The sequence below is a fragment of the Bacillus sp. ABP14 genome, from assembly GCF_001831375.1.
Lineage (GTDB): Bacteria > Bacillota > Bacilli > Bacillales > Bacillaceae_G > Bacillus_A > Bacillus_A paranthracis.
The window spans coordinates 3,100,011-3,126,475 of record NZ_CP017016.1; the positions used below are offsets into that span (position 1 = coordinate 3,100,011).

At 35.8% G+C, this 26,465-nt stretch carries 28 protein-coding genes and 1 riboswitch; of the genes, 12 read left to right on the forward strand and 16 right to left on the reverse strand.

Annotated elements, in window-relative coordinates; all coding sequences use genetic code 11:
* Nucleotides 1-89: 89 nt before the first annotated feature.
* The gene (locus BGI23_RS16060; protein WP_070806546.1) at nucleotides 90-551 is read left to right on the forward strand and encodes a GNAT family N-acetyltransferase; all 462 of its coding nucleotides are present in this window, start codon (nucleotides 90-92) and stop codon (nucleotides 549-551) included.
* 38 nt (nucleotides 552-589) lie between these two features.
* Nucleotides 590-732: riboswitch (cyclic di-AMP (ydaO/yuaA leader) on the forward strand.
* Between the two features lie 98 nt (nucleotides 733-830).
* The gene (locus BGI23_RS28460) at nucleotides 831-974 is read left to right on the forward strand and encodes a hypothetical protein (RefSeq protein WP_000945244.1); all 144 of its coding nucleotides are present in this window, start codon (nucleotides 831-833) and stop codon (nucleotides 972-974) included.
* 55 nt (nucleotides 975-1,029) lie between these two features.
* Here the strand turns inward: BGI23_RS28460 and BGI23_RS16070 are convergent, their stop codons facing one another.
* Together BGI23_RS16070 and BGI23_RS16075 are read right to left on the reverse strand one after the other, a co-directional pair.
* Nucleotides 1,030-1,785 carry a class I SAM-dependent methyltransferase gene (locus tag BGI23_RS16070; RefSeq protein ID WP_070806547.1) on the reverse strand — a complete coding sequence of 252 codons (756 nt, stop codon included), beginning with the start codon at nucleotides 1,783-1,785 and terminating at the stop codon, nucleotides 1,030-1,032.
* Nucleotides 1,786-1,825: 40 nt separating this feature from the next.
* A complete protein-coding gene (locus tag BGI23_RS16075; RefSeq protein WP_044793208.1) occupies nucleotides 1,826-2,368 on the reverse strand; it encodes a CGNR zinc finger domain-containing protein in 543 nt (180 codons plus the stop codon).
* Nucleotides 2,369-2,480: 112 nt separating this feature from the next.
* Here BGI23_RS16075 and BGI23_RS16080 point away from each other — a divergent pair, with 112 nt between their 5' ends.
* The 3 genes from BGI23_RS16080 (at nucleotide 2,481) to BGI23_RS16090 (ending at nucleotide 4,529) form a co-directional block, all read left to right on the forward strand.
* Complete coding sequence (locus BGI23_RS16080; protein ID WP_000834876.1) at nucleotides 2,481-3,668, forward strand: MDR family MFS transporter; 1,188 nt, start codon at nucleotides 2,481-2,483, stop codon at nucleotides 3,666-3,668.
* 167 nt (nucleotides 3,669-3,835) lie between these two features.
* Entirely contained in the window at nucleotides 3,836-4,213 is a 378-nt protein-coding gene (locus BGI23_RS16085) for a hypothetical protein (protein ID WP_070806548.1), read from the forward strand.
* A gap of 76 nt (nucleotides 4,214-4,289) precedes the next feature.
* Complete coding sequence (locus tag BGI23_RS16090; RefSeq protein WP_000747689.1) at nucleotides 4,290-4,529, forward strand: DUF3923 family protein; 240 nt, start codon at nucleotides 4,290-4,292, stop codon at nucleotides 4,527-4,529.
* Nucleotides 4,530-4,633: 104 nt separating this feature from the next.
* Here the strand turns inward: BGI23_RS16090 and BGI23_RS16095 are convergent, their stop codons facing one another.
* From BGI23_RS16095 to BGI23_RS16110, 4 genes are all read right to left on the reverse strand, one after another.
* Nucleotides 4,634-5,182, reverse strand: a complete 549-nt coding sequence (locus BGI23_RS16095; protein ID WP_000938438.1) for a DUF2179 domain-containing protein — start codon at nucleotides 5,180-5,182, stop codon at nucleotides 4,634-4,636.
* 198 nt (nucleotides 5,183-5,380) lie between these two features.
* Nucleotides 5,381-5,794 (reverse strand): ATP synthase subunit I, encoded by a 414-nt coding sequence (locus tag BGI23_RS16100; protein ID WP_070806549.1) that lies wholly within the window; start codon nucleotides 5,792-5,794, stop codon nucleotides 5,381-5,383.
* 52 nt (nucleotides 5,795-5,846) lie between these two features.
* Nucleotides 5,847-7,175, reverse strand: coding sequence for a hemolysin family protein (locus BGI23_RS16105; RefSeq protein ID WP_000402271.1), 1,329 nt, complete (start codon nucleotides 7,173-7,175; stop codon nucleotides 5,847-5,849).
* A 119-nt stretch (nucleotides 7,176-7,294) separates the two neighbouring features.
* Nucleotides 7,295-7,702, reverse strand: coding sequence for a MerR family transcriptional regulator (locus tag BGI23_RS16110; RefSeq protein ID WP_000285640.1), 408 nt, complete (start codon nucleotides 7,700-7,702; stop codon nucleotides 7,295-7,297).
* A gap of 276 nt (nucleotides 7,703-7,978) precedes the next feature.
* Between BGI23_RS16110 and BGI23_RS16115 the strand changes: the two genes are divergently transcribed.
* The 5 genes from BGI23_RS16115 to BGI23_RS16135 all read left to right on the forward strand — a co-directional run bounded on the left by BGI23_RS16115 (nucleotide 7,979) and on the right by BGI23_RS16135 (nucleotide 12,868).
* A complete protein-coding gene (locus tag BGI23_RS16115; RefSeq protein WP_001997813.1) occupies nucleotides 7,979-8,773 on the forward strand; it encodes a glycosyltransferase family 2 protein in 795 nt (264 codons plus the stop codon).
* A gap of 114 nt (nucleotides 8,774-8,887) precedes the next feature.
* Complete coding sequence (gene rfbF / locus BGI23_RS16120; protein ID WP_000648792.1) at nucleotides 8,888-9,655, forward strand: glucose-1-phosphate cytidylyltransferase; 768 nt, start codon at nucleotides 8,888-8,890, stop codon at nucleotides 9,653-9,655.
* A gap of 1 nt (nucleotide 9,656) precedes the next feature.
* Nucleotides 9,657-10,712: a CDP-glucose 4,6-dehydratase gene (gene rfbG, locus BGI23_RS16125; RefSeq protein WP_070806550.1), complete on the forward strand. Its 1,056-nt coding sequence runs from the start codon at nucleotides 9,657-9,659 to the stop codon at nucleotides 10,710-10,712.
* Between the two features lie 12 nt (nucleotides 10,713-10,724).
* Nucleotides 10,725-11,948 carry a class I SAM-dependent methyltransferase gene (locus BGI23_RS16130; RefSeq protein WP_000435755.1) on the forward strand — a complete coding sequence of 408 codons (1,224 nt, stop codon included), beginning with the start codon at nucleotides 10,725-10,727 and terminating at the stop codon, nucleotides 11,946-11,948.
* Entirely contained in the window at nucleotides 11,945-12,868 is a 924-nt protein-coding gene (locus BGI23_RS16135; RefSeq protein ID WP_070806551.1) for an NAD-dependent epimerase/dehydratase family protein, read from the forward strand. Before BGI23_RS16130 ends, BGI23_RS16135 begins: the two co-directional genes overlap by 4 nt.
* Here the strand turns inward: BGI23_RS16135 and BGI23_RS16140 are convergent.
* Both BGI23_RS16140 and BGI23_RS16145 read right to left on the reverse strand, forming a co-directional pair.
* On the reverse strand, nucleotides 12,837-13,634 hold the full coding sequence (locus BGI23_RS16140) for a glycosyltransferase family 2 protein (RefSeq protein ID WP_014481720.1): 798 nt from the start codon (nucleotides 13,632-13,634) through the stop codon (nucleotides 12,837-12,839). The two genes, BGI23_RS16135 and BGI23_RS16140, sit on opposite strands and share 32 nt — an antisense overlap.
* 38 nt (nucleotides 13,635-13,672) lie before the next feature.
* Nucleotides 13,673-14,047 carry an SH3 domain-containing protein gene (locus BGI23_RS16145; protein WP_070806552.1) on the reverse strand — a complete coding sequence of 125 codons (375 nt, stop codon included), beginning with the start codon at nucleotides 14,045-14,047 and terminating at the stop codon, nucleotides 13,673-13,675.
* Between the two features lie 201 nt (nucleotides 14,048-14,248).
* Here BGI23_RS16145 and BGI23_RS16150 point away from each other — a divergent pair, with 201 nt between their 5' ends.
* Entirely contained in the window at nucleotides 14,249-15,133 is an 885-nt protein-coding gene (locus tag BGI23_RS16150) for a DMT family transporter (protein WP_070806553.1), read from the forward strand.
* A 45-nt stretch (nucleotides 15,134-15,178) separates the two neighbouring features.
* Here BGI23_RS16150 and BGI23_RS16155 read toward each other — a convergent pair whose 3' ends face one another.
* Nucleotides 15,179-16,000, reverse strand: coding sequence for a pentapeptide repeat-containing protein (locus BGI23_RS16155; RefSeq protein ID WP_070806554.1), 822 nt, complete (start codon nucleotides 15,998-16,000; stop codon nucleotides 15,179-15,181).
* A 195-nt stretch (nucleotides 16,001-16,195) separates the two neighbouring features.
* On the opposite strand from BGI23_RS16155, the gene BGI23_RS16160 reads away from it, so the two are divergent.
* On the forward strand, nucleotides 16,196-16,372 hold the full coding sequence (locus BGI23_RS16160; protein WP_001207874.1) for a DUF1272 domain-containing protein: 177 nt from the start codon (nucleotides 16,196-16,198) through the stop codon (nucleotides 16,370-16,372).
* Between the two features lie 160 nt (nucleotides 16,373-16,532).
* On the opposite strand, the gene BGI23_RS16165 is transcribed toward BGI23_RS16160, so the two are convergent.
* From BGI23_RS16165 to zwf, 7 genes are all read right to left on the reverse strand, one after another.
* Nucleotides 16,533-17,594 carry a lactonase family protein gene (locus tag BGI23_RS16165; RefSeq protein WP_157441061.1) on the reverse strand — a complete coding sequence of 354 codons (1,062 nt, stop codon included), beginning with the start codon at nucleotides 17,592-17,594 and terminating at the stop codon, nucleotides 16,533-16,535.
* A 127-nt stretch (nucleotides 17,595-17,721) separates the two neighbouring features.
* A complete protein-coding gene (gene gntK / locus BGI23_RS16170) occupies nucleotides 17,722-19,263 on the reverse strand; it encodes a gluconokinase (RefSeq protein WP_070806556.1) in 1,542 nt (513 codons plus the stop codon).
* A gap of 130 nt (nucleotides 19,264-19,393) precedes the next feature.
* A complete protein-coding gene (gene gntP, locus BGI23_RS16175) occupies nucleotides 19,394-20,719 on the reverse strand; it encodes a gluconate permease GntP (RefSeq protein WP_070806557.1) in 1,326 nt (441 codons plus the stop codon).
* Between the two features lie 389 nt (nucleotides 20,720-21,108).
* Nucleotides 21,109-21,777 carry a fructose-6-phosphate aldolase gene (fsa, locus tag BGI23_RS16180; protein WP_000667676.1) on the reverse strand — a complete coding sequence of 223 codons (669 nt, stop codon included), beginning with the start codon at nucleotides 21,775-21,777 and terminating at the stop codon, nucleotides 21,109-21,111.
* Nucleotides 21,778-21,828: 51 nt separating this feature from the next.
* The gene (gene gnd / locus BGI23_RS16185) at nucleotides 21,829-22,722 is read right to left on the reverse strand and encodes a phosphogluconate dehydrogenase (NAD(+)-dependent, decarboxylating) (RefSeq protein ID WP_001195912.1); all 894 of its coding nucleotides are present in this window, start codon (nucleotides 22,720-22,722) and stop codon (nucleotides 21,829-21,831) included.
* Between the two features lie 104 nt (nucleotides 22,723-22,826).
* On the reverse strand, nucleotides 22,827-24,821 hold the full coding sequence (tkt, locus tag BGI23_RS16190) for a transketolase (protein WP_070806558.1): 1,995 nt from the start codon (nucleotides 24,819-24,821) through the stop codon (nucleotides 22,827-22,829).
* A gap of 39 nt (nucleotides 24,822-24,860) precedes the next feature.
* Nucleotides 24,861-26,345 (reverse strand): glucose-6-phosphate dehydrogenase, encoded by a 1,485-nt coding sequence (gene zwf, locus BGI23_RS16195; protein WP_000445343.1) that lies wholly within the window; start codon nucleotides 26,343-26,345, stop codon nucleotides 24,861-24,863.
* Nucleotides 26,346-26,465 lie beyond the last annotated feature (120 nt).

Below are 26,465 nucleotides of genomic sequence, written 5' to 3' on the forward strand. Positions count from 1 at the left end.
TTATTGTGTAACTATGTAATTATTATATCCAAAAAAGAAAAATCTTGTCAAATCTATGAAAATACAGCCAACAAGGAGGTTTCTATTCTATGATTCAAAAATTAATAACAACTTCTCACAAAACTGCAACTTCTATTTTAAGCATTCAAATACCCGCTTATGAAATTGAGGCGAAATATATAAATAGTACAGCTATCCCTCGCCTTTATGATACTGTAGCCGATATTCAATCTTGTGATGAAATTTTTTACGGCTATTTTTTTGAAGATACACTTGCTGGGTTTATTTCTTTTAAAATGGATGAAGAGGAAGTAGATATTCATCGTTTAGTAGTATCCCCCGATCATTTTCATAAAGGGATTGCAACAAAACTACTACTTTATGTATTTGACATGTTCTCCCCTTCCAAAACATATATTGTACAAACAGGAAAAGAAAATACCCCTGCTCTGTCTTTATATAAAAAACATGGCTTTATTGAAATAAAGGAGATCATATTACCCGATGGAGTGGTTTTAACTTCGCTTAAAAAATCAAAAAACAACAAATAGTTTGACTTATTAGTTTATTTATGTTATCTTTTACTTTATAAAACCTTTTGCTGAGTCCAAAATTTGGAGCGGGGGAACCATTTTTGTAGCTTTGCTACTTGGGGCGAATCTTATTTAAGTAGGGAAACTCTCACTTCCCGAGTCCGACAGCTAACCTCGTAAGCGTAATGGGAGAGGAAGGTGCTTTTTGCCTATGTTACACATTTTGCCTCCTTAATAATAAATATGGGATCGATACCAAATAAGTCACCTATATTTATAGAAAAGGAGAAATGTATAATGTTACGTTTATCTGATCACGCAATAAAAATGATGGAGCAAAGACTTCGACTCGAACAACATCGCACATATCAAGCAAATAAAATTGTAGATAACTTACATCACAAATACTTCTTTCAACATATTTTTCAACCGAAGAGATAAGTACTAACCTGTAATAAAATACAGCGTACACTGAAAAAAGTGTACGCTGTATTTTTCATTTTCTTGCCTTAATAATAAAAGTAGTCGGCACCATCCTAGCTTTATGTAAAGAATAATATTTCGTAGACGGCTCAGCTAGTTCTTCATCAAACAAGCTCGATGGTTCAGGCTCTTCTATTCTCTCAATTGTAAATCCAGCTCTATGTAACTCATTTATGTATGTACTCATTTTTCTTTTATATAACGTTGCTTGTACATTTTCCCCTTTAAATGTTTCAAACGTAATAGGAGTTTCTTCATGATAAGACGAGCTGAAAGCAATCTCCTCTGTTCCATACATTAAGTTTGAATATACGGGATGCTCCCAGCTAAAAACAAAGCTTCCTCCTGGCTTTACATACGAATAAATCAATTCCAACGTTTTTCTTAAATCTGAAGTCCAACCTAATGCATAAATGGAATATACAATATCAAAATACCCTTTCGGAATATCCACTTCCTCTTCCATTGCTCCACATATTAACTTTGGATTCCACGACTGTAATGTTTTATGTGCCGTTTCGATTTGTGTGCTCGAAAGATCGAGTCCCCACAATTCTTCTGCGCCATGTTCCGCCATATATTGCAGCGAATGCCCACTTCCGCATCCAATATCAAGTACCTTTTTACCTTTAATTGAATCGAACAAATGAATCTCATCTTCAGACGCTGTATACGGGCCATATTTCGGTAAACAATCCACTTGAAAGAAATAAGGTGCAACTGTATCCCAACACTTTTTATTTAAAGCTAACATTTGTGTACCTTTCATATGCTACATTCCCCCATCCATTTTCTTCCCCTACTATTAATTACACATTATAACCCCTTCTTCCTTTTCTCTTCGCTCGGTAATTTTTCACTTTTGCAATTGTACCGCATGCTCTGCCTCCTTCTTCACCAGCATACATACCGCACCATCTTTTGCTTCCGTTTCGCGAATGATCATAAAATACCCAGCGACAATCTGGACATGCTTTTAACCTTCCCCACAAATTTTCTTGAATCGAGATAAACACAATGCTTAATATTTTTGTATACACATTCTCTTCGTATACTGGTTCATATGTAATACCTTTCATATCTTCCTTTATATGTACATGAAATGGGTATTCCTCTAACCATTTTTGCAATGATCCCTCACCTTCAATTGCCGCCCGAATATCTTCTCGAAAACTTTTTAATTCTTCTATCGTATGAAATAGAAGCTCTTCATGAAAAGTTTCTTTCATAAATTTCTTTATATCCTCTTCTGTTTGCAGCAAATCAATTGGCTCTCTCGTATCGTTTGGTATTCTCCATGTATTTAAAAATTCCCGAATATATTCTAGTTCATTTGGAGCGTTTTGATTCAATTCGATCCACCTTCTTCTTAAAATTTACTTTTTTCTGACTTTATGTATAATTATAATATAAAATAGTTAACCATCAAATAATTTTACTGGTTACATAATTAGGAGGATTTCTATGAAAAGTTTCTCAACACCGATACGTTTCATGCTTATTTCTTCATTTTTTATGTCTTTTGGTTATTTTGCAGTATACGCATTTTTAGCTATTTATCTATTAACCTTTCTTCATTTTTCAACTTTTCAAGTCGGAACAGTGTTGACAGTTATAATAATTACATCACGAGTTATCCCTTTATTCTCAGGATTAATTGCTGACAAAATAGGCTATATCATTATGATGGTAGCCGGTTTATTTTTGAGAGGAATCGGATTTATCGCTTTAGGAATATGCTCTGATTTCTATACAATTTCTATTTCTTCTGCACTTATTGGCTTCGGAACAGCATTTTACGAACCTGCCGCTCGCGCTATATTTGGCTCACAGCCAGCTCATTTGAGAAAAAATTTATTTACATATTTAAACCTTAGCTTTAATTGCGGTGCAATAATCGGACCAATTGCAGGAGGGTTTTTACTCTTACTCGATCCAATCTATGCTTTCTCTCTAACAGGATCTCTTATGCTGATATTCGCTTTAATCTTTTACTTACTTAAAAATCACTTCCAAGTCACTACTGAAAACACGTCTATTACATTAGGAATACAGGCCATCTTACAAAACAAGTCTTTTCTTCTGTTTTCCTTTATCATGATTTTCTTCTATATTATGTTTACTCAGCTTACTGTCGCACTTCCACTTCATATGAAAAACATTAGTAATAGCAATCAACTTGCTACATTAGTCATTACGATAAATGCAATAACAGGCGTCATATTTATGGTGTTATTCCGAAAACTATTCCACAAATACAACACGCTTTCATTTATTAAATACGGTATTTTATTAATGGGTATTTCCTTTTTACTCATACCTTTATTTCAACACCCATATTGGCTATTTATTTGTGTAATTTTCTTTACAATTGGTGAAACACTCGTGTTACCTAACGCTGATATCGCTATTGCAAATTACAGTAATGAATCATATACAGCTACATTCTTCGGATTTTATCAACTATCACTCGCATTTGGTTTTATCATCGGTAATTATACCGGTACATGGTTTACATCCAACTTAAACGGAATGTATACAACCTGGCTTATTTTCGGCGGAATAGGGCTTATAGGTTTTATTTCACTTCATATTTTAAATATAAAAAAGAAGGGCTCTAGAGAAAATATAGACCTACTAGAAAAATACTGATACTCAACAATAAGTAAACTTTTCAATCTCTCTTAAATTGGATAGATAACCTGTTTTAATTTACATATTATGGTACAATTAATAAGAGTACGATCTAAACATTTACACTCCACACTAGCAGTCTAACAATGCCAAAATCAAAAATCACATAGAATCGGGGGGATGTTATGAAAAAGAAATTAATTGTTCTTCTATTCACCGGAATCATATTATCCGGATGTTCAGCTATTGCAGAACATTCTTTAGAAAATGGAAACGGCAGTATAGAATTATTAACACCAACGATTACAACAAAAGATAATGAATTAGAAATTAAGACCGAGGGCATTGATGAAAATAAAGTGACTTTTATTTATGTTGCGAATAAAAAAGTGTTGGAACAAAAGATAAAGAATGATGAATCCTACAAGCTTAACATTAAAGATATCAAACACGCTCATAGGACGGACTACAAACCAAAAGTTCAACTTTTGCAAACGAAAGATGATAATGATGATGGAGAAATAGTCACCTTCAAACAAGTTAGATATACAGTTAAAAACTAATTTTAAAGTTGTTTCATTATAAATGTAACGAACGAAAATATACTTTTAACAGTGGATACATATAAGGAGTGTTAACATGAAAAAACGATGGATTTCTTGGTGGATTGGTAACCTATTTTGGATTATCGTTTTTGGAATATGGGCCGCTATTATTTGGCTACGAGATGTTGATGGTGCTGGTGTTATTCAAACACCCGAAATTAAATCCATATCACTTATCGTTATATTAATCGCGTTTATCATACCTGTATTTTTTCAAATTATTTGGCTAATCATTAATTTGAGAATGAGTAAAAAAAATAATTATACGATTTAGTTTTTCAATTAACAGTAAAAAAGAGAGGAATCTATATCAAAATAGATTCCTCTCTTTTACATTTGGACTTATACTGCGCTTTTCATGCAGCACTACTCCTCTGTTTACGATGCATGTTCATCTTTCTTCTTCATTAACGCTCTTTTCTTCATCGCCTTCGTTAAATATCCACCTTTAAATGAGCGAATTTCATAAGAAGACATAAACGCTTTCGGTGCAATTTCATTAATAATTTCTAACAGTTCTTTTTCTCTAGAGCGCTTTGCAACGATATCTAAGCGATAACGTATCGAATTAATACCTTCACCTTCAAATACAGTAACGCCAAATCCAGAGTGACGTAATTCATCTACTAATTCATTACAACGGTCTAGTAAACTAACTTGATACGTAATATAACCAATTGCTAATTTATTCTCTATATAACCGCCTAATAACAGTCCCGCACTAAAGCCAATGACATAGGCAACGATGTTCATCCAATTTGATAAATCTTGAAACACAATACCTAAACTGACAATGTAAATAGCTCCTTCTAACAATCCTACGCCAGCAGCGGATCTTGTTTGATTCTTTACAAGCAAAATCGTACGGATTGTTAAAATGGGAACGTAAATAATTTGAAGCACAAAAATAAGTAGCGCTTGTAACATTGGTATCCACCTCTTTCAAAAAGTCTTTTGTCATGATAACATACATAACCTTTAGAAATCGATGGGTTTTTAAAATTTTTTTTATTATTTTTCATACTATTGAAAAACGTAAAAAAGAAGCGTATTATATTTGTCGTTAATTTGGTTACTTGTATCATTTCAATAAAATAAAAAAGGAACCGTATTAGGTCCCTCTCATCATAGCTCTATGTTTTTCGAAGTATGTTCCCTTTTCTTCTCTTCTTCTTTCACTAACTGCATATTTGCATAAGCTAAATTCGCAATCATTAAAAAGTGACCACCTAAAATGCCTGTACCAAATGCCCACATTTCCATTTCATGCTCAATTTCATACATGATGATAGCTCCTAAAATGGCAGCTGCAAATCGGTTTAAAACTCCTAATCCAGGAGCCTTTTCTTTCATTACGATACTTTTCCCTATTTTCTCTATTCTGCGAGCTAATAGCCAAAGACAATATGCACTTACAGCTAATCCAATTCCAAACCCTGTTACTTGTTTTCCAAACGGAGTAATCGTCCACATAAGTAGTAAACCACTAAAGATCACATACAATTGTAATCGATATACGCGTAAGGCTTCTTGAATCAAAATATCCGCTCCTAAGTTCTCATTTTTTGTACTTTAGAAGAAAAGCAGCAACTTACACAGTTGCTGCTTTCTCTTCTTCTTGTTCTTGTTCCATCTTACGAATTTCAACACGTTTAATTTGGTAAGCGTCTTTTTCTAACACTTTAAATTCATAACCTTCCGCCTCAACGTGTTGCCCTTCTTCGATTTCATGATTTTGCATCATAATCCATCCACCGATTGTATCCACATCATCTTCTTCAATGTGTAATCCAAATAAATCTTTCACTTCTGAGATAAGCACTTTTCCATCAACAATGATATGCTGCTCGTTCACATGTTGAATTGGTGGTGCTTCATCTTCATCATATTCGTCACGAATTTCGCCGACGATTTCCTCCAAGATGTCCTCAAGCGTTACAATTCCAGCTGTTCCTCCGTACTCATCATATAAAACAGCCATCGGAATTCGCTTCTTCTGCATTTGAAGTAATAAATCGTGAATTGGAGTTGTTTCCATCACTTCAATAATCGGACGCATATACGAGCGAATTGATGATAAATCTTTTTGATCCTCGGTCATATATCGAATAAAGAAATCTTTTACGTTGACCATACCGATAATATCATCTTTATCTTCTCCAAAAATCGGATAACGTGTGTATCGCTCATTTTGGATTACTTTCATGTGTTCTTCTACTGAATCTTCCAGGTAGAAACCAACGATTTCTGTTCGCGGTACCATAATCTCTTTTGCAATACGATTATCAAATTCAAAAATGTTATTTACATACTTGTATTCAGCCTGATTAATTTCGCCACTTTCATAGCTATCTGAAAGGATAAGGCGTAATTCTTCCTCTGTATGAGCTACTTCATGTTCTGAAGCTGGTTTTAAACCGAATAAGCCAGTTACAACACGCGCTGAACCGTTCAATACCCAAATAAATGGATACATTACTTTGTAGAACATCATTAATGGACCTGCCAATAATAACGTTACCCTTTCAGCCTTTTGAATTGCCATCGTTTTCGGAGCTAATTCTCCTACTACAACGTGTAAATACGTCATAATCATAAAAGCAAGACCAAATGTTAATACTGATGAAATAGAAGGGTTTAAGTTCCATTTCTCAAATAATGGGTGTAATAACTTTTCAATTGTCGGTTCACCTAACCAACCTAATCCCATAGCTGTAACTGTAATACCTAATTGACAAGCAGATAAATATTCATCTAAATTTGTTGTTACCTTTTTCGCTGCTAAAGCACCGCGTTTTCCTTCTGCAACAAGCTGATCAATACGACTTGAACGTACTTTTACAATCGCAAACTCAGCTGCTACGAAAAATCCAGTAAATGCGATTAAAATCGCAACCATGACTAAATTAAATATTTCCAATGAATCCCCTTAGTTAAAAAACTAAGGTGTCCACCTCCTGTATACTATAATGTTTTCTTATTTCTTTCTTAGAAAACATAGCCCGATACAAAAATTAAAGAGGTCGGATTTCACTTTTTCTATAATAATAGAGCAAGTGTCTGTATTAAAGCTGTCGTTTGACCAGATAAAGATTTCGATATTTTTTCACGTTGTGAATCAGTCAATCCATCTAAAAGCGGCTTTAATTCCGTTAGCTCTACTTCTAATCGATGAATATGGTCTGTCACTTCATTCACTTGTTTCGAAACGTGTTCATTGATACCGAGCAGCTTCTTCTTCTCCTCGATTTTCTCTTTAATCTCACAAAGCGGCATATGCATTTCTTTGCACTTCTCAATAAATTGTAATGTCTCAAATGCTGTTTCGTCGTAATAGCGATAATTAGATTGAGATCGCTCCGCTTTTAAGATACCTAGATTCGTATAATAATCAATCGTTCGTTTCGACACGTGAGCCATGAGAGCCAACTGTCCGATTCGATACACCTTCCCAACGATCTTCCCCCCTTGTTTATATTACTAACATCATACAATACATAAACTGTACAGTCAAACGTGACGGTTTATTATTCATAATTTATACACAATTCCACTTACCATTTTATCATTTTGTAAATTAACAATACATTACTTAATTCTTATAATCGAATTATTTTCCCCATACTACATTACTATGAAAATATCATCATAGAATCGCATATTCCTTTCAACCTTTTTTAATACAAAACATATGATAATAATATTTAATTAAAATTATTATTCATGCTATTGGAGGAGATTGAAATTACTAAAACTATTATCTCTCACTTTTATAATGAAGAGTATTTATTACCATGGTGGCTTATGCATCATACAAAAATATTTGATCACGGTATATTAATTAATAGAGGTTCTACAGATCGTTCCGTTGAAATTTGTAAATTATTTGCTCCCCACTGGGAAGTACGAGATTCAAGATTCCTTGAATTCGATCCCACTAATACTGATATTGAGGTAATGGAAATTGAAAGAGAAGTTTCAGGTTGGAAGATGGTATTAAATACTACAGAATTTCTTTGCTGTAACAATGTAGAAGAATTTTTCTCATCACTTCATACGTTAGGTCAAAATATGTATGCGATTAGAATGATTGTCATGATTGATAAGCATGATTACAATTATTCAAAACTAAGATATTCCATTCCTTTAGTAGAACAACGGTATCACGGGCTTTTTCCTTATAACCCAGAAATCGGCTGTGCCTGGAGATTTATACACAACCATCTTGATGGCGCATATTTACCAGGCAGACATTTTACGCGGCATCAACATGTCGTTTATAACTCCCCTTCATTCATTGTTAAATTTTACTTTAGTCCTTGGAACGAACATACAAAGGCAAGAAAATTACAAATTACACCCACCCTTTCAAAAAAGGGCGTTCGAATGGGACTTCAAACACATTATGGTCAATCCCCTGAGCAACTCGAAACTCGATTTTTAGAGCTTAGTAGCATAACCCAAGATCTTCGTAACCACCCTGAATATCAACAATTATTCCCTAAATTTAAACCTTAATATTTCTCACACCATCATTTTCCACACATTTTTACGCACTTAGTCAAAAACAAAACCATTTGTATACAATATGAATACTGTATATATTATAAATTTTTATTTTAGGAGGAAAAAATGAAAGCTGTTATTCTTGCTGGTGGATACGGGACAAGGATTGGGGAAGAAACACATTTAAAACCGAAACCTATGATTGAAATTGGAACAAAACCTATTCTATGGCACATTATGAGTTTGTATAGCCATTACGGTATTACTGAATTTATTATTTGCTTAGGCTATAAAGGATATGCAATTAAAGAATTCTTTCTAAACTACAACTTACACATGTCAGATTTCACGATACATTTAAGAGATAATACAATTACTAGCCATTCTCATCGTGTAGAACCGTGGAAAGTTACATTAATCGATACTGGTGTAAATACCGAAACGGGAGGACGAGTGAAAAGAATTCAAAATTTTGTTGGAGACGAACCTTTCTGCCTCACTTATGGTGATGGATTAAGTAACGTAAATATAAAAGAACTTATTGCATTTCATAAAAAACATGGAAAAATGGCAACTGTTACCGCCGTACAACCTCCTGGTAGATTCGGTTCTCTCATATTAGATAAACAGTCTGTAACATCTTTTCAAGAGAAGCCACTCGGGGATGGCGGATGGGTTAACGGTGGATTTTTCGTTTTAAACCCTGAAGTTTTCAATTACATTAGTGGAGATAAGTCTGTTTTTGAAACAGACACTTTAGTTCAGTTAGTAAACAAAAACGAACTATCAGCATATCAACATACTGGTTTTTGGCATCCGATGGATACATTGCGCGATAAAAATAAATTAGTCGAGCTATGGGAAAGTAATAACGCTCCGTGGAAGGTTTGGTAATATGGCTTCTTCATCTTTTTGGAATAAGAAAAAAGTATTTATCACGGGACATACTGGATTTAAAGGCTCTTGGCTCACCCTTTTCTTAACTTCTTTAGGTGCAGAAGTAGTTGGCTTTTCTTCTCATCCCCCATCGATTCCTAATCTTTTTGAACAATGTAACGTAGCAAAAGAGTGCATAACAATTAAAGGCGACATTACAGATTACGATTCTTTATTACACGCCCTAAAACATCATAACCCTGACATACTATTTCATTTAGCTGCCCAGCCAATCGTCACAACTTCATACAAAGATCCTATCGAAACATTTAAAACGAATGTTTTAGGCACTGTTCACGTATTGGAAGCTGCAAAACATATAGAAAGTATACGTGGCATCATTAATGTTACAAGTGATAAATGTTATGAAAATGACGGGAGCGGTAACCGGGCATTCGTGGAAATTGACCGGCTAGGAGGTTTCGACCCTTATAGTGCTAGTAAAGCTTGCGCTGAAATAGTGGCAACATCCTATCAAAAATCATTCTTCCACACTAATACTCAGAAACTCGCCTCAGTAAGAGCAGGTAACGTCATCGGTGGTGGGGATTGGGCAGAAGACCGATTATTCCCAGATGTCATTCGTGCATATTTACAAGATGGTACGTTAAATATTAGAAACAAACACGCTATTCGCCCGTGGCAACACGTATTAGATCCTTTACACGGCTATATCCTTTTAGCTGAAAAACTTTGGACAGACGCTGCATATGCAGAAGCATGGAATTTCGGCCCGTTGAACGAACCTAACAGAACCGTTCATGATGTCATTCAATCTGTAATAAAATTATGGAATAAACAACTAACAATCACTTCCCCCCCTACAAACACTCCTTATGAATCGCCTGTTTTAACACTTGATAGTACAAAAGCAGTAACTAAACTCGGCTGGACTCCTAAGTTATCAACAGATAAGGCTATCACTTGGACTGTTGATTGGTACAAAAAATATGCATCTGGTGAAAATATCGAATCTTTCACGCGACAACAAATTGATGCATTCAAAAATTTATAAGGGGGCTATAAAATGGAACAGAAAAAATGCCGTTTTTGCCACTCATTACTCAGCAACACTTTTTTAGATTTAGGTGTTTCTCCTCTCGCTAACTCATTTGTTTCTCCAGAAAACTCATATAAAATGGAACCATTTTATCCATTGCACACATTTGTTTGTCACTCTTGTTTACTCGTACAATTAGATGAATTTGAATCTCCGCACAATATTTTTCATGACTATTTATACTTTAGCTCTTACTCATCAAGCTGGCTACTGCATGCTAAACAATATGTAGAAATGGCGATTAAGCGTTTCTATTTAAAGAAAGACTCCAAGGTGGTTGAAATCGCGAGTAACGACGGGTACTTATTACAATACTTTCAAAAAGAAAATATCGAAACATTGGGAATTGAACCAGCAAAAAATGTAGCAGAAATCGCTATCCAAAAAGGAATTCCTACCGAAGTGAATTTTTTCAGCAACGACTTAGCAAAAAAATTACCGCAAGCAGATTTAATCATTGCTAATAACGTATTAGCACACGTTCCGAACTTACATGATTTTGTGGCAGGTTTAAAAACGTTATTAAAACAAGACGGAACAATAACAATTGAATTCCCGCACTTATTAAATCTCATATCCTTTAAACAGTTTGATACGATATACCATGAGCACTTCTCCTATTTCTCACTTATAAGCCTGCAAAAAGTTTTATCTCACCATCATTTACAAATTGTCGATGTAGAAGAACTTGCAACGCACGGTGGTTCCTTACGTATTTTTGTAAAACATCATAGTGACGAATCAACTATCCATTCTAGTGTTACAAAATTAATCCAAAAAGAAGTGGATCACGGGCTAAATACATTAGATTGTTATCTCCTTTTTTCTAAACGCATCGAACAATTGAAAATAAATATTTTACAGTTTTTTATCGAAGCGAAAGCTTTAAACAAACAAATTATCGGTTACGGTGCGCCAGCTAAAGGAAACACCCTTTTAAATTATTGCGGGATAGGAAAAGAATTTCTAGCTTATACAGTAGATAAAAACCCTCATAAACAAAATCTCCTTCTACCAGGAACCCGCATTCCAATAAAATCTCCAGAAGAAATAAAACGTACAAAACCTGATTACATTCTTATACTTCCTTGGAATTTAAAAGACGAGATTATGAAAGAATGCTCTTTCATTCGTGAGTGGGGCGGCAAATTTTTAGTAACAATACCAGAAGTTGAGGTAATTGAGCCATGAAAAAAATCCTTGTAACAGGCGGTAGCGGATGGATTGGTAAATATGTTGTACATTCTCTTATTCAAAAGGGCTATGAAGTGCACGCCACTTACAATACAAATAAGCCTTCCCATCTTTCTTGCCATTGGCATAAAGTCAACTTACTTTGCGATGAAGAAGTAAAAAAACTCATTTACGACATGAAGCCTAGTCATCTCATTCATTTAGCTTGGGAAGCAGTGCCGCCAGCGTGTTATGTATCTATCAATAATTACTATTGGCTTACGTCTAGTATCTCATTGATTCAACACTTCACAACATGCGGCGGAAAGCGAGTCGTCGTTGCCGGTACTGGCGCAGAGTATGAATGGTTTAACGGTGTATTGTTTGAAGATTCACCGCTTCTTTCTTATAAAACCCCGTATTCATTATGTAAAAATGCACTACACTCCTGGCTACAAACGTACGCTGAGCAATCAGGCCTCAGCATGTGTTGGGGCCGGATTTTTCATATGTATGGCCCTCACGAACAAGGGAACCGGCTCGTTTCTAACATTATCACTTCTTTATTAAAAAATGAGGAGGCACTATGTACACATGGAAAACAATCAAGAGATTTCCTCCATGTGAGCGACGTCGCTCATGCTCTCGTAACGATATTAGAACACGACGTTACAGGCACAATCAATATCGCTTCTGGTCAATCTGTACAAATTAAAGAATTAGCATCTATCATTGCGAAAAAGATAGGAAAAGAGCACCTAATTAAACTAGGTGCAATCCCTTTCTCTAAAGATGAACCTTTATTTGTCGGGGTTCATGTAGAACGTTTAAAAACTGAAGTAAACTGGAAACCGACATACGATCTAAATACAGGAATCGAAGAAACAATTTCATGGTGGGAATCATTTATACAAAAGCATAACGGTACGCATCACTAAAACGTAAATCCTTCGTCCCTCCTGCTAATTCCTTATACCATTCTTCTAATCTTTCCGGCGTAATAATATGGTGTGTACCCATCCCCCCATGCTTACTAGCTTCAGAAAGAGTCGGACCAATTTGTAACTTTCTCTTTCTCATCGCATCGTTCCACGGACTAAATCCAAACCATAATATACAAGCAAGAGGGGGATAAATCATAGATTCATGCGCGGATAAATGTCTTCCAACTGTATAACTTCCGTGTTCATGATTATGAATAAATCTACCTCTTCTCCATAGCGGCCAATCTTCTGGTAAATAACCATGAAATCGCTGTTTCATTAAAGGGAGTCCAAAGTTAAGGTCCGGATAACTGTAGTTAGGATCATCAACCATAATAAGCCCTTCTAGCCAATACATCCTCCCTCCCAATTCATTTAGTAATTTCCAAAACTGATTTTTATCTTGCACACAAAGAAACTCAGTCGTATTTAAAATCATTTTCCATCCTTGTATTTCTTGTTCTACCCTCATCACTTCATGATCCGTCGCATATGCATCAAACTCTGGATTTACAGAATCTCGCACTTCCCAATGCGGTGCGAATTTCTTACAAATCTCCACCGAACGATCTGTTGAGCCTTTATTAATTAAAATACCATGATCAAACAGTTTCGTATGATGAGCAAGCCACCACGGTAATAAATACTCTTCGTTATAAAAATGAGAAATAACGGTTGTAGTTATAATAATCTCCTCTTTCTCTATTAATCTATTTTTCATCCTACAACCAATATACTCATAAACTAAAAATATGTTTCCTATATTAATAACCAAATAGTATTACTAATATTTTGTAAGTTTTCCTTCGGTACCCAGCCATCCTCACCACCTGTTTTTTCACACCAAACCCATCCATTCAATTCTTCTAATCCAATCAATCTTTCTCCAATACTTACATTTAATTCTTTGGCAGTATATTGTTTCGTAATGATTCCTACATCAGTTGTATTTTTCATTATAAGTTGCTCCGGAACCCATCCTTTCCGGTCATATTTCTCTTCGTGACAAAACATCCAGTTTCCCCAATTTTCAGGACCATCGTAACTCTCTATCATTTTCACTACATCCCCCTCTTCTAAGCGAATTGGATCAGGATAATTGCTAATATGTGATTTTATCACGATATATTTCATAACAGCCTCCAATAATCAGAAAATTAAGTTATAATATCATTATAACTTAAGAAGGGGGAATACACATGTACTACAACACTTCATTCGAAAACGATCAACCTGTAGGCCGTCTATAAACTAAGACGGGCATTCATATAACACGTGCACTATGCCTCGTCTTAGGGACTCATCATACCCTAAAAATAGACGGAGGTACTTTACATGAAACAAACAATTTTAGGAGCTATATGTTTATCACTAGCAGCTAGTATATGGGGCGGTATGTATGTTGTTAGCAAATATGTACTCGACTTTATCCCACCACTAACACTCGTTTGGCTACGCTTTATCATTGCTTTTGTTGTTTTGTATATGATTTTAAAAATTACTGAGAAAAAGCAAAAGAAAACAGTAACCATTCGTAAAAAAGATTGGCTCCTATTCGCTTGGATTGGATTTATCGGATACTTCATTTCGATCACTTGTCAATTTATCGGAACAAAATTATCCGACGCTCATACAGGATCTTTAGTAACGTCAGCTACACCTGCATTTATCGTTATATTTGCAGCAATCATTTTAAAAGAAAAGCTAACCGCTCGTAGACTGTTATCTACTATAATAGCGACAATCGGTGTTATTATCGTAATCGGATGGGATATTGAAATTGGCTCCTATTTTATCGGTACAATCATATTAGTCGGGGCAGCTATTACGTGGGCTTTACTATCTATTTATGTAAAAATTGCTTCAGCTCGATTTTCATCTTTAGTGATTACAACGTACGCTATATTCTTTTCACTCTTTTTTATTACACCTTTTATGGTATGGGAATTTCAATCAAACCCAATTGAACATATGACCCTATATGTAATATTAGGCGTACTTTATTTAGGAATCGTCTCAACTGCAGCTGCCTTTTTCCTTTGGAATAAAGGATTAGAATTAGTAGATGCAAGCATCGGCTCGTTATTTTTCTTCTTCCAACCTATTATTGGGTCATTGCTTGGTTGGCTCTTATTAAATGAGACATTAAATAGTAACTTTTTTATTGGTGGTATTCTTATTATATGTAGTGTTTTTATTACTACTTTTGAAAAGAAATGAAAAATAGGCAGAGATACTTAATCTCTGCCTGTTCATATACACTCTTTACGCACTCCAATGCGATGGACGAGTCAATAATTTCGGTAATTTCGTATGTTTGTCCCCTCTTGCCGCATTCACTTGAACTTGCGTCAGAAAAATACTATTTGTAAAATCAGCACCACGAATATCTGCATCTCGCAAATCTGCTCCGATGAGATCTGCACCGCGTAAGTTAGCACCATTTAAGTTAGCCGCAATTAAATACGCTCCTCTTAAATTCGCTCCTTGCAAATCTTTCTTCTTCAAATTTGCTCCCATAAGATCTGCTCCGCGGTGAATGATTCGTTTCTTACACGCAGTATTCATTTCCTTCCAAACTAGCTCACTCGTTTCTAAAAGTAAAATATTCACTTCTGCACGATGTAATGGGATATTTACTTTCATTAACTCGTCCGCATGTAAATTCGAAAGTCGCTCCGTCTCTTCAATTGCTTTACTTAATTCTTTATGGATTGACTGTGTCGCCTTCAATAAAATAGCCTCATTTAAATACCAAAGCATTTCATGAAGCTGATGCATAACTGGAAAAGCATCATACATTTTCCTCGCGTGCTTAGCATCTTTCCGCCAATCTACCCCGTTAAATGTAACTTGAGAAATTTTCTGCCCAGCGCCAAAACATTCAAATACTGTACAACCTTTATAACCTTTTCCACGAAGATTTTTATGTATACTACATTTAAAATCTGATTGTAAGTTGGAACATGGTTTACCACCATCTTTATTCACTGCAAAATCTACCGATGCTGCGAACGGTAATGCAACGCAACATAGACCGAAGCATTTTTCGCAGTTTGCTTTTAAATGATCGTTATGATTAGTCAAAATGTATACCCCCCGTTGTCTTTTGACCATTTCATAATATTCTAACTGCACAAAATAATCAATTTAAAAATAAACGAGCATCTTTCATTTCAAATCACAACTTTATCATTCGATTTCCTTTCAATTGAAAAGGACTAACTCTAACCAATGAATTATAATTAAATTATAAATTTTCAAACTAAAAGGAGAATTACTATGGCACTACAAATGAAAACAAACTGTCAAATTTGCGATCAATCGCTAGAACAAGATTCTGAAGCATACATTTGCGTATATGAATGTACATTTTGTGCACCATGTACAGAAGAAAGACACAACGTTTGCCCAAACTGCGGCGGCGAGTTAGTACGTAGACCGAAAAAGAAACAATAAAAGCAAAGCGATATCGCTTTGCTTTTTTTAGGCATATGAAATTATATCAACGATTTTCCAAATATATCGAACACAAATTCAATTATATCAATGATTTTTTCAATATATCGACTTACCGATAAATAACAGCATCACTATCCTCATTCAGCTTCAACACAACTTAAACATTTAAAAACTTAACACAAACAGGCTCCGGCACAACAACATCAGATTGTAAAAGAGTTAGCTCACCTGTCGTTTCATTTCTTGAAAATAGCACAAGATTATGTGATTTTTCATTTGTAGCAACAAGAAACTTTTCAGTAGGATCTAATACAAAGTCTCTTGGCCAATTTCCTTCTGTAGATGTATGTGCAACAAATGTAAGCTGGCCTGAGTTTTCATCTACACTGAAAACAGCAATACTATTATGACCACGATTACCTGCATATACAAAGCGACCATCAGAAGAAATATGAATCGCACTTCCTTGATTATTTTTATCAAACTCTTCTGGAACAGTAGAAATATACTGTAATTCTGTAAATGATCCTTCTGCCGGATTATATGTTAACACAATAACTTCTGAACTAAGCTCCGTCATCACATACGCATACTTTCCATTTGGATGAAAAGTAATATGTCTTGGACCGCTCCCTGGATTTACAGATAAACGATTCACTTCTGTTAATGTACTATCTTTTATTTCATACGTAATTATTTTATCTATCCCTAAATCAACACCAACTACATATTTTTCATCAGGAGTATATCCCGCATAATGTGCATGTGGTTTTTCTTGTCTTTCTTTATTCGGACCTGAACCTTCATGTGCCATAATCGATGCGGCAGGATTTACAGTTCCATCTTCTTCATTAACTACAAAAGACTCGATCGTTCCTTTATGGTAATTCGCTGTAACTACCGCACGATTTCTACTATCAACACTCACATGACAAGGAGAAGCCCCTTCTACTACTTGTCTGTTTTCTTCTGTTAGCTCTCCAGTTTTACTATTAATCGAATAAGCAGCTACACCACCAGATTCGCCTTCCTTAACAACAGAATAGAGATATTCATTATTTCGATTAATCGTTACATATGTAGGGTTATCCAACTTGGCCGCAAGTGTTACATTACTAATTTTCTTTGCTTCCGTGTCTAACGTAAACTTATATATTCCTTCACTATTTTCTTTCGTGTATGTTCCAACATATCCAATAAACTCTTTGTTATCCTTCATTTTCATAACCCTCTCTCCCTATATTTTTCGTTCATCATACTTCTTAACATATTTTATGTTGAAAGAGTATCCTAAAAGAATTGGAGTACCTCTTTATACGTTACCATATTTTCTTGCAAAATAGCCTTTAAACCCACTTTTTTTGATACGCTGCTATACTTTCATATTCTTCTTCCAATTGACGGGACAGACGAATATAGATTGGTGTTAAATCTTTATATTTTTCCACACTTTTCATGTTTGGTTCATGGTGGAAATTCGCACCTACCATTTCAGAAACTACATGCAACGTATCTACTTCACCTAAACTATATAAACCGAGTATTGCAGCTCCTAAGCAAGAGCTTTCAAAACTTTCCGGAACATATACGTCTTGATGGAAAATATCTGCCATCATCTGTCTCCAAAGTTCCGATCTTGCAAAACCACCTGTCGCTTGAATTTTTTTCGGTTCACCAATTAGCTCTTTTAAAGCAAGAAGAACGGTGTATAAATTATAAATTACTCCTTCTAAAACAGCACGGATAAGATGTTCTTTCTTATGATGCAATCCAAGTCCAAAGAAAGATCCTCGCGCATTTGCATTCCATAAAGGAGCTCTTTCTCCTGCTAAATACGGGTGAAATAATAAACCGTCGGACCCCGGACTCACTTTTGCTGCTATTTCAGTAAGCACTTCATATGGATCTTTTCCTAAACGCTTCGCAAGCTCAATCTCTGAAGTGCCCAATTGATCACGAGCCCATCTGAAAATCATACCACCGTTATTAACTGGTCCACCAATTACCCAATGGTCTTCAGTTAAGGCGTAACAAAAAATTCTACCTTTTGGATCTGTTACAGGACGATTTGTTACAGCACGTATCGCACCGCTTGTACCAATTGTCACAGCAACAACACCAGGATCTATTGCATTTACACCTAAATTGGATAGGACTCCATCACTCGCTCCTACTACAAAAGGCGTAGAAACAAGTACATTCATCTCTTTGGCAAGCTCTTCATCTAATCCTGTTAAACTGTGCGTTGTTGGAACGAGTTTAGAAAGCTTGTCATCTGTAATTCCCGCAACATGTAAAGCCTCTTCATCCCATTTTAAAGATTCCAAATTAAACATCCCTGTTGCTGATGCTATAGAATAATCAATTACATACTCCTTATATAACTTATAAAAAACATACTCTTTAATAGAAATAAATTTATAAGTTTTTGCGAACAATTCTGCCTGCTCATTTTGTAACCAAACTAATTTCGAAAGTGGTGACATCGGATGAATTGGTGTCCCAGTCCGCAAATAAATTTCATGACCATTCCTATCATTCTTTATTTTCTCTGCCCAGCTTGCACTTCTATTATCTGCCCAAGTAATACATCTTGTTAACGGCTTTCCCTTCTCATCTACAGCAATGATACTATGCATTGCCGAACTAAAAGAAACACAAAGAATATCATGCGGCTGTACACTACTTGTCTGTACAGTTTCTTTAATCGTATGTATTACTGCACGAAAAATTTCTTCAGGGTCTTGTTCTGCTGTTTCCGGCGTAGGAGAATATAAAGGATATTCAATTCCATGACTTGCAATAACAGATCCATCAGTAGAAAATAGAACTGATTTTGTACTAGTTGTCCCAATGTCTACACCAATCATATATTTTGAGCTCACCATTTCTTCCTCCTAACAAAAATCCCTACAGTATCCTAATCATATAAGAACCATAAAAATATATTTATTTTATCTGTTCGTAACGTTATGTGCTAAAGTTGTCTCTCTTAATTCATATAATAATATCCTTATTTTAAACAAACATATCGAGTAGTAAAACTCCTCCAAAAGCGATAAATGAAAGTAACGTTTCTAATACGGTCCATGTTTTAAATGTTTCTTTCACTGTTAAACCTAAGTATTCTTTTACCATCCAGAACCCAGCATCGTTTACGTGTGAAAACATTAATGCTCCTGCACCTGTTGCAATGACGAGCAACTCTAAATTCACACCTGTCGTATTTTCAATGATTGGTGAAACGATGCCTGCTGCTGTTGTTAAAGCGACTGTCGCTGACCCTGTCGCAATTCGAATTAGTCCCGCTACTATAAATGCTAATACAATTGGAGATAGCGCTAAATGCTCAGACATTTGAGCAATAGCATTGCCTACACCACTATCGATAAGAATTTGCTTAAATCCGCCACCAGCACCAATAATCGCAACAATTGAACCGATTGGTAATAAACTATCTTCTGTTACCTTCTTAATAGCCTTTTTATCGATACCTTGACGAAATCCAAGAAAATAAAACGCTGCAAAACATGCAATCAATAACGCAATGATAGGACTACCAATTAATGTGATAATCTTCATCAAAGTAGTAGAAAGTGGAACATAAGGAGCCGCTGCAGCTAAAACCATTAACATAACTGGTAACAATATAACTAAAAATGAAACTCCTATTCCTGGTAATTTCGTTGATTTTGTATTTACACGAATCAATTCTGGCTCATTTTCAGGAATTACACGTTTATGAATCCATTTAGCGAATATAGGACCTGCAATAATCGCTGCAAAAAATGTAATAATGAGTGAATACAATAATACCTTCCCAAGGTTCGCTTTATAAATACCTATTGCAACGATTGCCCCTGGATGCGGAGGAACAAGACCGTGTACGACAGATAGCCCAGCAATTGCTGGTAACGCTATCAATAAAATATTTTGTTTCGTTGTTTTATGAATAGAAATTACTAACGGCAATAATATTAAAATACCTACTTCAAAAAACACCGGAATTCCAATAATAAAACCCGCAATTAACATCGCCCATGGTAAGTTTTTTATTCCGAAGGATTTAATAAAGAACTCTGCCACCTGCATTCCAGCACCTGACTCTGCCATCATTTTCCCTAAAATTGTACCTAATACTAAAATACCTACTAAATGCCCAAGAACACTTCCGACTCCCGTTTCATAAGCACTCACTATTTTATCCATTGGCATTCCAGACATAATAGCTAAAAACAAACTTGCAATCGTTAAACTAATAAACGCATGCCATCTCCACCACGATACCCCTAAAATAACAATTACAATTGATAATAATGTAATCATTAAAAGGTACATATTCATACGCAGTTCCACCCCTTTATGTAAACCCTTTCAAAAATGCTATACAATGAAAAGAACCTATATAGTTCTTTTTTGAGTAAAAATTTATATATCGATATACAAACCATCTTCACAACATAATAATTTATATAAAAAGAATCTCCCTTACCAGAGATACATGTTACCTACTCTCTCTGATAAGGGGATTTCTCTTTCATAATTGTAATGTTATTGTGATAAACGCTACGCGTAAGCATATTTTCCTTCTTCAAAAGTGAATGACACTTTCTTCTCTTGCTATTTTCACATAGTAAGACTCCAAACTCGGGATCCAAGTTAAACGATGAAGTTACCTAGGAATCTGTCCTCTCATGAAAAGCAATTTTCGGAAAGCCTCTCACTTTTATACATTATAATTTAGGTGCTTTCGCCCAATCTGCAGCGAACTTTTCAATACCTTGATCTGTTAATGGATGCATAGCAAGTTGTTCAATTACTTTATAAGGAATTGTTGCGATGTGAGCCCCTGCCATCGCTACACGAGTTACATGATCTGGATGTCTAACAGACGCCGCAATAATTTGTGTATCTAATTGATGAACATCGAATAATTCAGCAATTTTAGCAACTAATAATACACCATCTTCAGAAATATCATCTAAACGTCCTAAAAATGGAGAAACATACGTTGCACCTGCTCGAGCAGCTAAAAGTGCTTGGTTCACCGTGAAAATAAGTGTAACGTTCGTTTTCACACCTTTTTCAGTAAGGTAGCGACAAGCTTCTAATCCTGCTAGCGTCATCGGAAGTTTAATTGTAACTTTTTCATCGCCGCCGTTAATTTTAATCAGTTCTTCTGCTTGAGCAATCATCTCTTCAGCTGTAACAGCATCTGGCGTTACTTCTGCCGAAACCGATTCAACTTTAGGTACTGCCTGACAAATTTCTGCAATACGGTCTTCAAATTTAATGCCCTCTTTTGCTACTAAAGAAGGGTTCGTTGTAACACCAGCTAAAACTCCAAGTTTATATGCTTTTTTTATGTCCTCAAGATTTGCAGTATCAATAAAAAATTTCATGATCTATTCCCTCCATTTTTTAAACGTCAATGAGTTAAAATTTTAAGATGTTTATTTCTTTTCTACTGCATGTCCGCCAAATTCATTGCGCAGAGCAGCTACTACTTTTCCTGTAAATGTATCATTGTCTAATGAACGGTAGCGCATTAATAGAGACATTGCGATAACAGGAGTTGCTGTTTGAAGGTCTAATGCTGTTTCTACTGTCCATTTTCCTTCACCAGAAGAATGCATAACACCCTTAATTTCATCCAGTTTTGCATCTTTAGAAAATGCATTTTCTGTTAATTCCATTAACCATGAACGGATTACTGAACCGTTGTTCCATACTCTTGATACTTTTTCATAATCGTAATCAAATTCACTTTTCTCTAGAATCTCAAATCCTTCACCAATAGCAGCCATCATACCGTATTCAATTCCGTTGTGAACCATTTTTAAGAAATGACCACTACCAGCTTTTCCAGCATATAAGTATCCATTTTCTACAGCAGTATCGCGGAAGATAGGTTCAACAATGTCCCAAGCTTCTTGATCTCCTCCGATCATATAACAAGCACCATTACGAGCGCCTTCCATTCCGCCAGAAGTTCCTGCATCCATAAAGTGAATACCATCTTTCTTTAGTTGCTCATATCGGCGAATAGACTCTTTATAATGTGAATTACCCGCTTCAATTAAAATATCTCCTTTTGATAAAAGTGGTGTAACCTCATCGATAACAGAATCTACAACAGCGTGTGGTACCATTACCCAAAGAATTCTTGGTGATTGTAATGACTGAACAAGTTCACTTAAACTAGATGTACCTGTAGCCCCGTACTCTTTCATTTCTTCCACTGCACTTGCATTCAAGTCAAATGCTGCTACTTCATGTTTATGATCCATTAAATTTTTCCCTAAGTTTAATCCCATTTTACCTAAACCAATTAATCCTACTTGCATAATATAATTCCTCCTCAAATCATCTTTTATTACAAATTCATATCACTACAATCTGGAATACCTTGCAGCACTGATATGTACGGAAAGGTATTCACAGTCATAGCTTAAGAATTCAATACATTTTTTGTAATTTGAACAACATTTTCTGTCGTAAATCCAAATAGATTCATGACTTCAGCCCCAGTTCCTGAAGCTCCAAATGTTTCAATCGATAATATGTTTCCTTCTTGTCCTACATAACGCTCCCAGCCGAGAGATACGCCCATCTCAAGAGATACTCGTTTCGTTACAGAAGACGGAAGAACGGATTCCTTATATTCTTTCGATTGGCGATCGAATAACTCCCAGCTTGGCATTGCAACGATACGAACAGAAACTTGATCTTCTTCTAATTTCGCTTTCGCACTAGCAGCTAAGGATACTTCAGAACCTGTCGCAATGAAAATTACATCTGGATTTTCATTCGTTTGTGTTAATACGTAAGCTCCTTTAGAAAGATTCTCTATGTTCGCTTTCGTTTCATGAAACACCGGTAAATTTTGACGGCTCAGTACTAAAACGACTGGACCTTCCGTTTGCTGTAAAGCATACGCCCACGCACTTGCTGTTTCATTTGCATCTGACGGACGGATAACTGTTAAACCAGGGATTGCCCGAAGAGCTGCTAAATGTTCAATAGGTTCATGCGTTGGACCATCTTCTCCTACAGCAATTGAATCATGTGTAAATACGTACGTAACAGGTAACTTTTGCAATGCAGCCAGTCGAATAGATGGACGAAGATAGTCATTAAATACAAAGAATGTACTCACGAACGGTTTTACTCCTCCATGAAGAGCCAGTCCATTCGCTGCTGCGCCCATTGCATGTTCACGTACACCGAAGTATATATTTCGACCAGCATACGATTCTACTGCATACACTGCTTCACCTTTTATATCTGTCATCGTAGAATGAGAAAGATCCGCACTTCCACCGAAAATAGAAGGAATCGATTTCACATAATGGTTAATAGCTTCCCCACTTGCAACACGAGTAGAAATCGTTTTTTCAGTATCGAAGGACAAAATGTCTTTCGCTTCGATTAAAACCTCGCCTGTAATCGCTTTTTCTAATTCATCTGCTAGTGTAGGGTTTGACTCTCTGTATAAGTTGAACTGCTCATTCCAGCCATTTTCTTTTTCAATACCTTTTTGTTTCAGTTCATTAAAATGAGCTGTTACTTCTTCAGGCACAAAGAAGTCTTCTTCATAATGCCAACCATACACTTGTTTTGTTGCTGTCGCTTCTTCTACTCCAAGCGGATTACCATGTGCTTTGTTCGTTCCAGCAACTTTTGGACTTCCATAACCTATAACGGTTCTAATTTCTATAAGAGTAGGTTGATCCGTATTGTCTTTCGCTAATTGAATCGCTTTTGTAATCGCATCAACATCGTTTCCATCCTCAACTCTTACATATTGCCAATGTGCAGATTCTACCCTTTTCTGCATATCTTCAGAGAAAGCAATGTTTAATTCACCATCAAGTGAAATTTCATTTGAATCATACAGCACAATTAACTTGCCAAGTTTCATATGTCCTGCCATTGACATCGCTTCATAAGCGACACCTTCCATTAAATCACCGTCTCCAACTAAAGCGTACGTATTGTGATCAATAATAGAGTGAACATCCGTATTAAACTTCGCTGCTAAATGCGCTTCTGCCATTGCCATTCCGACAGCATTGGCAATCCCTTGTCCTAACGGGCCTGTCGTCGCTTCAACTCCAGAAGTATGACCAAACTCAGGATGTCCTGGTGTTTTACTATTTAACTTTCTGAAGTTTTTCAAGTCATCAATTGAAACGTCATATCCAGCTAAATGAAGTAGGCTATATAATAAGCTAGATCCATGTCCCGCCGATAAAACGAAGCGATCACGGTTAAACCATTTCGGATGATTAGGATTATGATTTAAATGATTCGCCCATAATGCATAAGCCATTGGCGCTGCTCCCATCGGAAGACCTGGATGACCTGAATTTGCCGCATTAATAGCATCAATTGATAACGTACGAATTGTATTCACTGCTAATTGATTTATGTTTTGTGTCATAGTAATCGTCCCCCTACATGCTTTCATGAAAGAAAGTACTTATTTTTTCGTTTCTTGATCTAACCACCATTTAAATCCACTTTCTTGCAATAATTCATTAGATGCCTCTGGACCATATGAACCAGACTCATATTCATGAAGTGGTAATAAGTTTTCTTCGAATGCTTCAAGAATTGGTTGTACCCATTCCCATGACAATTCAACTTCTCTCCAATGTGCAAAGAATGTAGCGTCTCCACTCACAGCATCATGAATGAGTCTTTCATACGCTTCAGGTACTCCCACATCCGCTTGCTCACAAGTAAAGTTAATACGGATCGGTTCAATTTCTCCATTTTTCAATGGATTTTTACTATTTAACTGTAATGAAACGTTCTCACCTGGGCTAATTTCAATTATTAACAAGTTAGGTGCTGCATTTGGATTACTATCTTGATATTGCTGTTTTAACGTATTTTTAAATTCGATTACAATACGAGTAGACTTTTCTTTCATTCGTTTACCTGTTCGTATATAAAAGGGAACGCCAGTCCAAAATGGATTATCGATCCACAAGCGAGCAGCAACAAATGTGTCTATATTAGAAGAAGGATTTACTCCTGGCTCCTCTTTATATGCTACAACTTGCCCGCCATTTATCTCACCTGCACCATATTGTCCGCGAATGATATGGTTTTGAACGTCTTCTTTTTTCACTTTACGAAGCGCCTCCATTACCTTTCGCTTTTCCTCTCGAATTTCACATGCATTAACCTTTTCCGGCAAATTCATAGCAGTCATCATTAATATTTGTAACATATGATTTTGAACCATATCTCGAATGGCTCCTGCCTGATCATAATATCCTGCCCTTTCTTCAACCCCAACTGTTTCACTCGCTGTGATTTGTACATTCGCTATATGTTCTTTATTCCAAATCGATTGTAAAACAGGATTTGCAAACTCTAGTGCTTCAAGGTTTTGAATCATCGGCTTACCTAAATAATGATCAATACGGTATATCTCGTCTTCTTCAAACGTGCGACTAAGCTTATCATTCAGCTCACGAGCAGATGTAAGGTCGTGCCCGAACGGTTTCTCAATCATTAGGCGTTTCCATCCATCCGTTTTATCAAGTCCACTTTCCTTAATATTTAAAGCGATTGTCTCAAAAAATTCAGGAGCAACGGAAAGATAGAACATTCTATTCCCTTTTATATGTAGTTCTTCTTCCCTTTCACGAACGACTTGTAATAATCTCTCATAATCTTCCGGCTTACTCACATCTAATGGACAATAACGAAAATTATCTAAAAAACCTTCGAGTTCTGGAGTACCTTCTTCTCTATGACGAGAAAACGTCTCTATTGATTCTTTTATTCTTTTTTGAAAATCTACATGAGATACTTCACGTCTCCCAAGCCCGATAACGGATATTTGCTTTGGAAGCTTTTGATCTCTATATAAGTTATATAGTGCGGGGTAAATTTTGCGTTTCGCTAGGTCCCCTGTCGCTCCAAATAAAACAAAGGTCATTGATTCCAATTTCAGTCCCCCTCTTGTTGTATAATCCTGGTCAATATATTAAAAATGAATTGTACAGAAGCTCATGTTTTTATAAAAAACAAAGAGTTATCAAATTCCAATTCTTTTTATACCTTTCGC

Coding starts and splice junctions, on each gene's coding strand:
- BGI23_RS28460 (WP_000945244.1), top strand. CDS start 831: ATGTTACGTTTATCTGATCACGCAATAAAAATGATGGAGCAAAGACTT.
- BGI23_RS16160 (WP_001207874.1), top strand. CDS start 16,196: ATGGCACTACAAATGAAAACAAACTGTCAAATTTGCGATCAATCGCTA.
- tkt (WP_070806558.1), bottom strand. CDS start 24,821: ATGACACAAAACATAAATCAATTAGCAGTGAATACAATTCGTACGTTA.
- BGI23_RS16085 (WP_070806548.1), top strand. CDS start 3,836: ATGAAAAAGAAATTAATTGTTCTTCTATTCACCGGAATCATATTATCC.
- gntK (WP_070806556.1), bottom strand. CDS start 19,263: ATGGTGAGCTCAAAATATATGATTGGTGTAGACATTGGGACAACTAGT.
- fsa (WP_000667676.1), bottom strand. CDS start 21,777: ATGAAATTTTTTATTGATACTGCAAATCTTGAGGACATAAAAAAAGCA.
- rfbF (WP_000648792.1), top strand. CDS start 8,888: ATGAAAGCTGTTATTCTTGCTGGTGGATACGGGACAAGGATTGGGGAA.
- BGI23_RS16070 (WP_070806547.1), bottom strand. CDS start 1,785: ATGAAAGGTACACAAATGTTAGCTTTAAATAAAAAGTGTTGGGATACA.
- BGI23_RS16145 (WP_070806552.1), bottom strand. CDS start 14,047: ATGAAATATATCGTGATAAAATCACATATTAGCAATTATCCTGATCCA.
- BGI23_RS16060 (WP_070806546.1), top strand. CDS start 90: ATGATTCAAAAATTAATAACAACTTCTCACAAAACTGCAACTTCTATT.
- BGI23_RS16165 (WP_157441061.1), bottom strand. CDS start 17,594: ATGAAGGATAACAAAGAGTTTATTGGATATGTTGGAACATACACGAAA.
- BGI23_RS16135 (WP_070806551.1), top strand. CDS start 11,945: ATGAAAAAAATCCTTGTAACAGGCGGTAGCGGATGGATTGGTAAATAT.
- rfbG (WP_070806550.1), top strand. CDS start 9,657: ATGGCTTCTTCATCTTTTTGGAATAAGAAAAAAGTATTTATCACGGGA.
- BGI23_RS16090 (WP_000747689.1), top strand. CDS start 4,290: ATGAAAAAACGATGGATTTCTTGGTGGATTGGTAACCTATTTTGGATT.
- gntP (WP_070806557.1), bottom strand. CDS start 20,719: ATGAATATGTACCTTTTAATGATTACATTATTATCAATTGTAATTGTT.
- BGI23_RS16115 (WP_001997813.1), top strand. CDS start 7,979: ATGCTATTGGAGGAGATTGAAATTACTAAAACTATTATCTCTCACTTT.
- gnd (WP_001195912.1), bottom strand. CDS start 22,722: ATGCAAGTAGGATTAATTGGTTTAGGTAAAATGGGATTAAACTTAGGG.
- BGI23_RS16080 (WP_000834876.1), top strand. CDS start 2,481: ATGAAAAGTTTCTCAACACCGATACGTTTCATGCTTATTTCTTCATTT.
- BGI23_RS16150 (WP_070806553.1), top strand. CDS start 14,249: ATGAAACAAACAATTTTAGGAGCTATATGTTTATCACTAGCAGCTAGT.
- BGI23_RS16095 (WP_000938438.1), bottom strand. CDS start 5,182: ATGTTACAAGCGCTACTTATTTTTGTGCTTCAAATTATTTACGTTCCC.
- BGI23_RS16130 (WP_000435755.1), top strand. CDS start 10,725: ATGGAACAGAAAAAATGCCGTTTTTGCCACTCATTACTCAGCAACACT.
- BGI23_RS16140 (WP_014481720.1), bottom strand. CDS start 13,634: ATGAAAAATAGATTAATAGAGAAAGAGGAGATTATTATAACTACAACC.